3 protein-coding genes are annotated in these 5,185 nt (G+C 74.2%); 2 read left to right on the top strand and 1 reads right to left on the bottom strand.

Annotated elements, in window-relative coordinates:
• Nucleotides 1-248: 248 nt before the first annotated feature.
• Entirely contained in the window at nt 249-1,460 is a 1,212-nt protein-coding gene (gene fahA, locus RIN80_RS25415) for a fumarylacetoacetase (RefSeq protein ID WP_309097981.1), read from the bottom strand.
• A gap of 317 nt (nt 1,461-1,777) precedes the next feature.
• On the opposite strand from fahA, the gene RIN80_RS25410 reads away from it, so the two are divergent.
• Nucleotides 1,778-3,037 (top strand): DegT/DnrJ/EryC1/StrS family aminotransferase, encoded by a 1,260-nt coding sequence (locus RIN80_RS25410; RefSeq protein ID WP_309097980.1) that lies wholly within the window; start codon nt 1,778-1,780, stop codon nt 3,035-3,037.
• Nucleotides 3,030-5,185 (top strand): lipopolysaccharide biosynthesis protein (locus RIN80_RS25405; protein WP_309097979.1); only part of this gene is annotated, 2,156 nt, incomplete at its 3' end. The genes RIN80_RS25410 and RIN80_RS25405, both read left to right, overlap by 8 nt.

Raw genomic sequence — 5,185 nt, 5'->3', positions numbered from 1 at the left:
GTCGTCGTGCTCACCGAGAATCCGGCTGCCGTGCGCACCCGTGACCGCGACGGGCGCGGCGGACGTGCCGTGCACCGCGCGGGTACGGGCACACCGCCCGTGGCCCAGTATGACGGGCCCGGACGGTGTGCGTCAGGAGCCGGAGGCAGACGGAAGGGCCGGAAGGGGGGTGGGAGGGCCGGAAGGGCCGGAATGGGTGGGAGGGCCGGGGGCGGCCCGGCCCGGGCCGCCCGGACCGGGCACGGGGGTCAGGCCGGGACCACCCGCCCCGTCACCTCGCCCAGTCCCACGCGGACGCCGTCGGGGCCGGGCGCCCAGGCCGAGAGGGTCACCACGTCGCCGTCCTCCAGGAAGGTCCGCTTGCCGTCGGGGAGTTCCAGCGGGTCGCGGCCGTTCCAGGTCAGCTCCAGCAGCGAGCCGCGCTCGCGCTCCGACGGCCCGCTGACCGTGCCCGAGCCGTACAGGTCGCCCGTGCGCAGGGAGGCACCGTTCACGGTCATGTGGGCCAACTGCTGGGCGGCCGTCCAGTACATGGTGGAGAAGGGCGGCTCCGAGACGACGTGACCGTTGACGGCGACGCTGATCCGCAGGTCGTAGCCGCCGGGTTCCTCGTCGCCGTCGTCCAGGTACGGCAGCAGCCGGTGCGTCCGGGCCGGAGGCGCCACGAGAGCCTCCTCCAGGGCGTCCAGCGGGGTGATCCACGCCGAGACGGAGGTGGCGAAGGACTTGCCGAGGAACGGGCCGAGCGGCACGTACTCCCAGGCCTGGATGTCCCGCGCGGACCAGTCGTTCAGCAGGCACAGGCCGAAGACGTGCTCGCGGAAGTCGCCGAGCGCCACCGGCCGGCCCATGCGGGACGGTACGCCGACGACGAAGCCGACCTCGGCCTCGATGTCCAGCCGGACGGACGGGCCGAAGACCGGGGCGGTGTCGGAGGGCGCCTTGCGCTGGCCCGAGGGGCGTACGACGTCCGTGCCGGAGACCACGACCGTGCCGGAGCGGCCGTGGTAGCCGATCGGCAGGTGCTTCCAGTTGGGGGTGAGGGAGTCCTCCGCGTCGGGCCGGAAGATCTGCCCGACGTTCCGGGCGTGGTTCTCGGAGGCGTAGAAGTCGACGTAGTCCGCGACCTCGAAGGGCAGGTGCAGCGTCACCGAGGACAGCGGGTGGAACAGCTTCTCGACGGTCTCGCGGTGGGAGGGCACGGTCACCCAGGCCGTCAGCGCCCGGCGGACGTCGGACCAGGCCGTGCGGCCCGCCGCCAGCAGCGGGTTGAGGTTCGGCCGCGCGAGCAGGGAGGCGTAGGGGGAGCCGAGCGCGTGGGCCGCCGCGCCCGCGTCCAGCACATGGTCGCCGAGCCGGACGCCGACGGTCCGGTGGGCGGAGCCGGGAAGGGAGAACACGCCGTACGGCAGGTTGTGCGGACCGAAGGGATCGCCCTCGGGGACATCGAAGGGGGGCATCGGGTGCTGCCTCGCTTTCGGGTGCGCCATGTCGTCGCCACGTGTCCGTGGTCGTGCCACACGTTACGGGTGACGCACGGATCCTGGGCAGGGTCCCAGGAGGCGAGCGGGAGGAACGGGGCAGGTGGGCCCGGGTGCGACCGGGCGGACCCGTCGGCGGTTACCGGCGCGGCGGACGGGGCCGCACATGTGTACGTGCCGGAAGTTATCCACAGGACGCGACGCAATCTTGACGGAGCGGTGCGAACAGGGCGACTCTGGGCGGGTGCCGGAAGGCCTCGGGGAGGGGGCGTTCCTACGGCACACCAGGGGGGCGGATGGCCATTGGGGAGGCCGGCCCGGGCTCGGTGCGGCATGGTTCACGGCCGGAACGGCTGGAGGAGACCATGCGCCTGCGGCTCGGCCGGGAATGTGTGTACGTACCGTCATGCCGTTTCGGGCTGTACGTGGCGCTGCGCCACTGGTGCCCGCCCGGTGGGCGTGTGCTGATGTCGCCGGTCAACGACGACGTGATCTTCTTCGTGGTCCTCGCCGCCGGACTGCGCCCGGTGCAGGCGCCGTTGAACCCGCTCGACGCGTCCATCGACATCGATGCCGTGCCCGACGAGGTGTGGGGCTCGGTGTCGGCCGTGCTCACCACGAACCTCTACGGCAACCCGGACCCGGCACCGCGCCTCAGGAGCACGTGCGACGCCTTGGGCATCCCGCTGTTCGAGGACGCGGCGCACGCCATCGGCAGCCGGATCGGGGGCCGGCCGGTCGGGGCGTGGGGCGAGGCCTCCGTGTTCAGCCTGTCCAAGCACGTCGGAGCCAAGGCCGGCGGCATGCTGTCCCTCGCCGACCCGGGGCTGCGCCGGGCCGTGGAGGAGACCCGCGCGGGGCTGCTCACCCCGGGCCGGCTCGGCTCCGAACTGGCCTTCGCCCTGCGGCCGTTCGCCGAGGCGGCGGTGCGTGGCCTGCGGCTGCGGAGGGCCGCCTGGGCCGCGATCCGGCTGCTCGGGCTGGCCGACCGCGAGGACATCCGGATGCCGCTGCGCCCGGACGAACTCGCGCTGGCCGCGGCCGAGGCGCCCGGGCTCGACGCCCACCACCCGTGGCTGCGCGTCGACATGCACGACTACCGCCTGGAGTCCGGCCGGCTGCGGCTGGGCCGCATCGCACGCAGGCTCGACCGGCTGGACGAGGTGCTGGACGCCTGCCGGGCGGGCACCGAGTTGCTGCTGGCCACGCCCTGGGCCAAGCCGCGCGACGTCCACGGGACGCAGCCGCTGTTCCGGGTCCCGCTGTTCGTCGAGGACCGGGACGCGGCGATCGCGGCCCTGGTCGACCGGGGCGTGATCGTCGGCTACCTCTACGACCCGCCGCTGGACGACTACGCGGGCGCGGAGTTCACCGACCCCTCACCGGCCCCCGGGGCGGCCCGCTGGTTCGCCCGGCACGCGCTGCCCGTGGACCCGCTGCGGGCGCGCACGGTCGTGGAGGTGCTGGAGCGGTCCGGGGCCCGTCCGGTCGACGCCCCGGGACGGCTGTCCCGGAGCGGACCGACACCGGGAGGGCTGGGGCAGTCCCGTGGCTGAGATCCAGGTGCACGAGCCCGCCACCGCGTCCTCCGGAGGCGGACCGAAGCCCGCCGACAGCGAGCACACGCACGACTCGCTGTTCAAGAACGCCTACTTCCTCATGCTCAGCACCGGCGTCTCGGCCGTGCTGGGCCTGGGTTTCTGGCTGGTGGCCGCCCGCTACTACACGGAGGAGGCCGTCGGCCAGGGCTCCGCGGCCATCGCCGCGATGCGGCTGCTGGCCAGCATCACGGCGACGACGATGATCGGCGCCGTCGTCCGCTTCGTCCCGCGCGCGGGACGGCAGACGGGACGGCTGGTCTGGGGCACGTACGTGGCCAGCTCGCTGGTCGTGGCGCTCGCCGCGGCCGTCTTCCTGCTCACGCTCGACGCGTGGGGGGCGTCGTACGCGCCGCTGGGCACGCCCATGGCCGGGGCGGTCTTCGTCGCCGCGTGCGTGGCCTGGGCGCTGCTCACCCTCCAGGACGGGGTGCTCACCGGACTGCGCAAGGCGGAGTGGGTGCCCGCCGGGAACGCGGTGTTCTCGGTCGGCAAGCTCGCCCTGCTGGCCGTCTTCGCCGGCACGCTGCCCGTCCTCGGCATCTTCGTCTCCTGGGCGGTGGCGATCGCGTTCTCCACCCTGCCGCTGGGCTGGCTGGTCTTCCGCCGGCTCATCCCCCGCCAGGCGGCCGCCGACCGCGACAAGGAGCCCCCGGGGTTCCGGGACATGGGCCGCTTCCTGGCCGGGGACTCGCTGGGCGCCCTGTTCAGCCTGGCGATGATCAACCTGCTGCCGGTGATGGTCGCGGTCCGCTTCAGCGCCGCGGAGAACGGCTACTTCTACGTCGCCTACACCGTCGGCGGCACGATGGAGTTCCTGGCCATCAACATGGCCTCCTCCCTCACCGCGCACGCCTCGCACGACCCTCGCCAGCTCGCCGACGGCGTCAAGGGCGCCCTGCGGCGCATGACACTGCTGCTGGTTCCGGTGGTGCTGGTCCTCGTCCTGTTCGCCCCGTACATCCTCACGCCCTTCAGCCCGGACTACGCCGAGCACGGCTCGACGGTGCTGCGGCTGCTCGCGCTCGGCGCGCTGCCCCGGGTCGTGGTGGAGCTGTACATCGGCGTACTGCGCGTCCAGGGGCGCACCGGCGTGCTCGCCGCGCTCCAGGGCGCCATGTGCGCCCTGGTGCTGGGCAGCGCGGGCGTGCTGTTCACACCGGCCGGGATCGCCGGGGCGGGCTGGGCGGTGCTGCTCAGCATGACCCTGATCGCCGTCGTCTCCGCGGCCGGACTGCGCGCGGCCCTGCGCCACGACGACGGCGCACCCGCCGTCCGCACACCTGAAAACGGCCCCTCCGACACCGCCTACGGCACCCGCTGGGCGAAACTGAACGCCACCGCCGGGTACGGCACGACCTGGGCCCGCAGGGCCGCCTACCAGCCCAGGGACGGCGACCAGGACACGGTCACGCTGTTCATAGGGCGCCCCGGCTACGAACGCGAGGCGCTCCAGGCGGACACGCTGGCCCTGATCGTGCGGCCGGAGGGACCCACCCGGGAACCGCCGCCGGCGTCCGCGGAGCCGCCCTGGGACCAGGAGCCGGGGGAGCGGCGGCTCAGGGGCGCCCTGTGGAGCCTGCTCGGCGTGGCCGTGGTGTTCTTCTTCGCGCCGCTGCGGGAGCTGCCGTGGCTCGACCGGGCGTCCGACGCCGCACTGACCGGGCGTCAGTTGCTGGAGGGCCTGCCGCTGCCGTCGCTGGCGGCGGGGGGCCTGCTGCTCGTGGTGTTCACCGCCGCCGTCACCCTGTGCGCCCGCCGCGACCCCTGGCTGCCGGGGACGGCGCTGTACGCCGCCCTGCTCGCCCTGTACACCGCTCCGGTCGCCCTGGGGCGGGAACCGCGGCCGGTGGAGGGGGCGTTGTACGAGAAGACGGCCGGGTTCCTCGCGGACGCACTGGGGCTCGACGGGCCCGAGCCGCTGCTGCGCTGGGTGCCGCCGGTCTGCCAGTTGCTGTGCCTCGTCCCGCTGTGGCTGCTGCTCGCGCGCGCGGGCGGGCGGCTGACCTGGCCGGGGCGCTGGGGGGTTCTGTATCTCGTCGCGGTCGGCGGCTGGGTGTGGCGCGAGACGCTCGCAGCCGTCGCGCCGCCCCTGCTCGCCGTCCT

This window comes from Streptomyces sp. (genome assembly GCF_031181705.1).
Classification (GTDB): domain Bacteria; phylum Actinomycetota; class Actinomycetes; order Streptomycetales; family Streptomycetaceae; genus Streptomyces.
This window is presented reverse-complemented; position numbering and strand designations above follow the sequence as displayed.

Excerpts from the sequence above, each read along its gene's own strand:
- fahA (WP_309097981.1), bottom strand. The coding sequence starts at position 1,460 with ATGCCCCCCTTCGATGTCCCCGAGGGCGATCCCTTCGGTCCGCACAAC.
- RIN80_RS25410 (WP_309097980.1), top strand. The coding sequence starts at position 1,778 with ATGGCCATTGGGGAGGCCGGCCCGGGCTCGGTGCGGCATGGTTCACGG.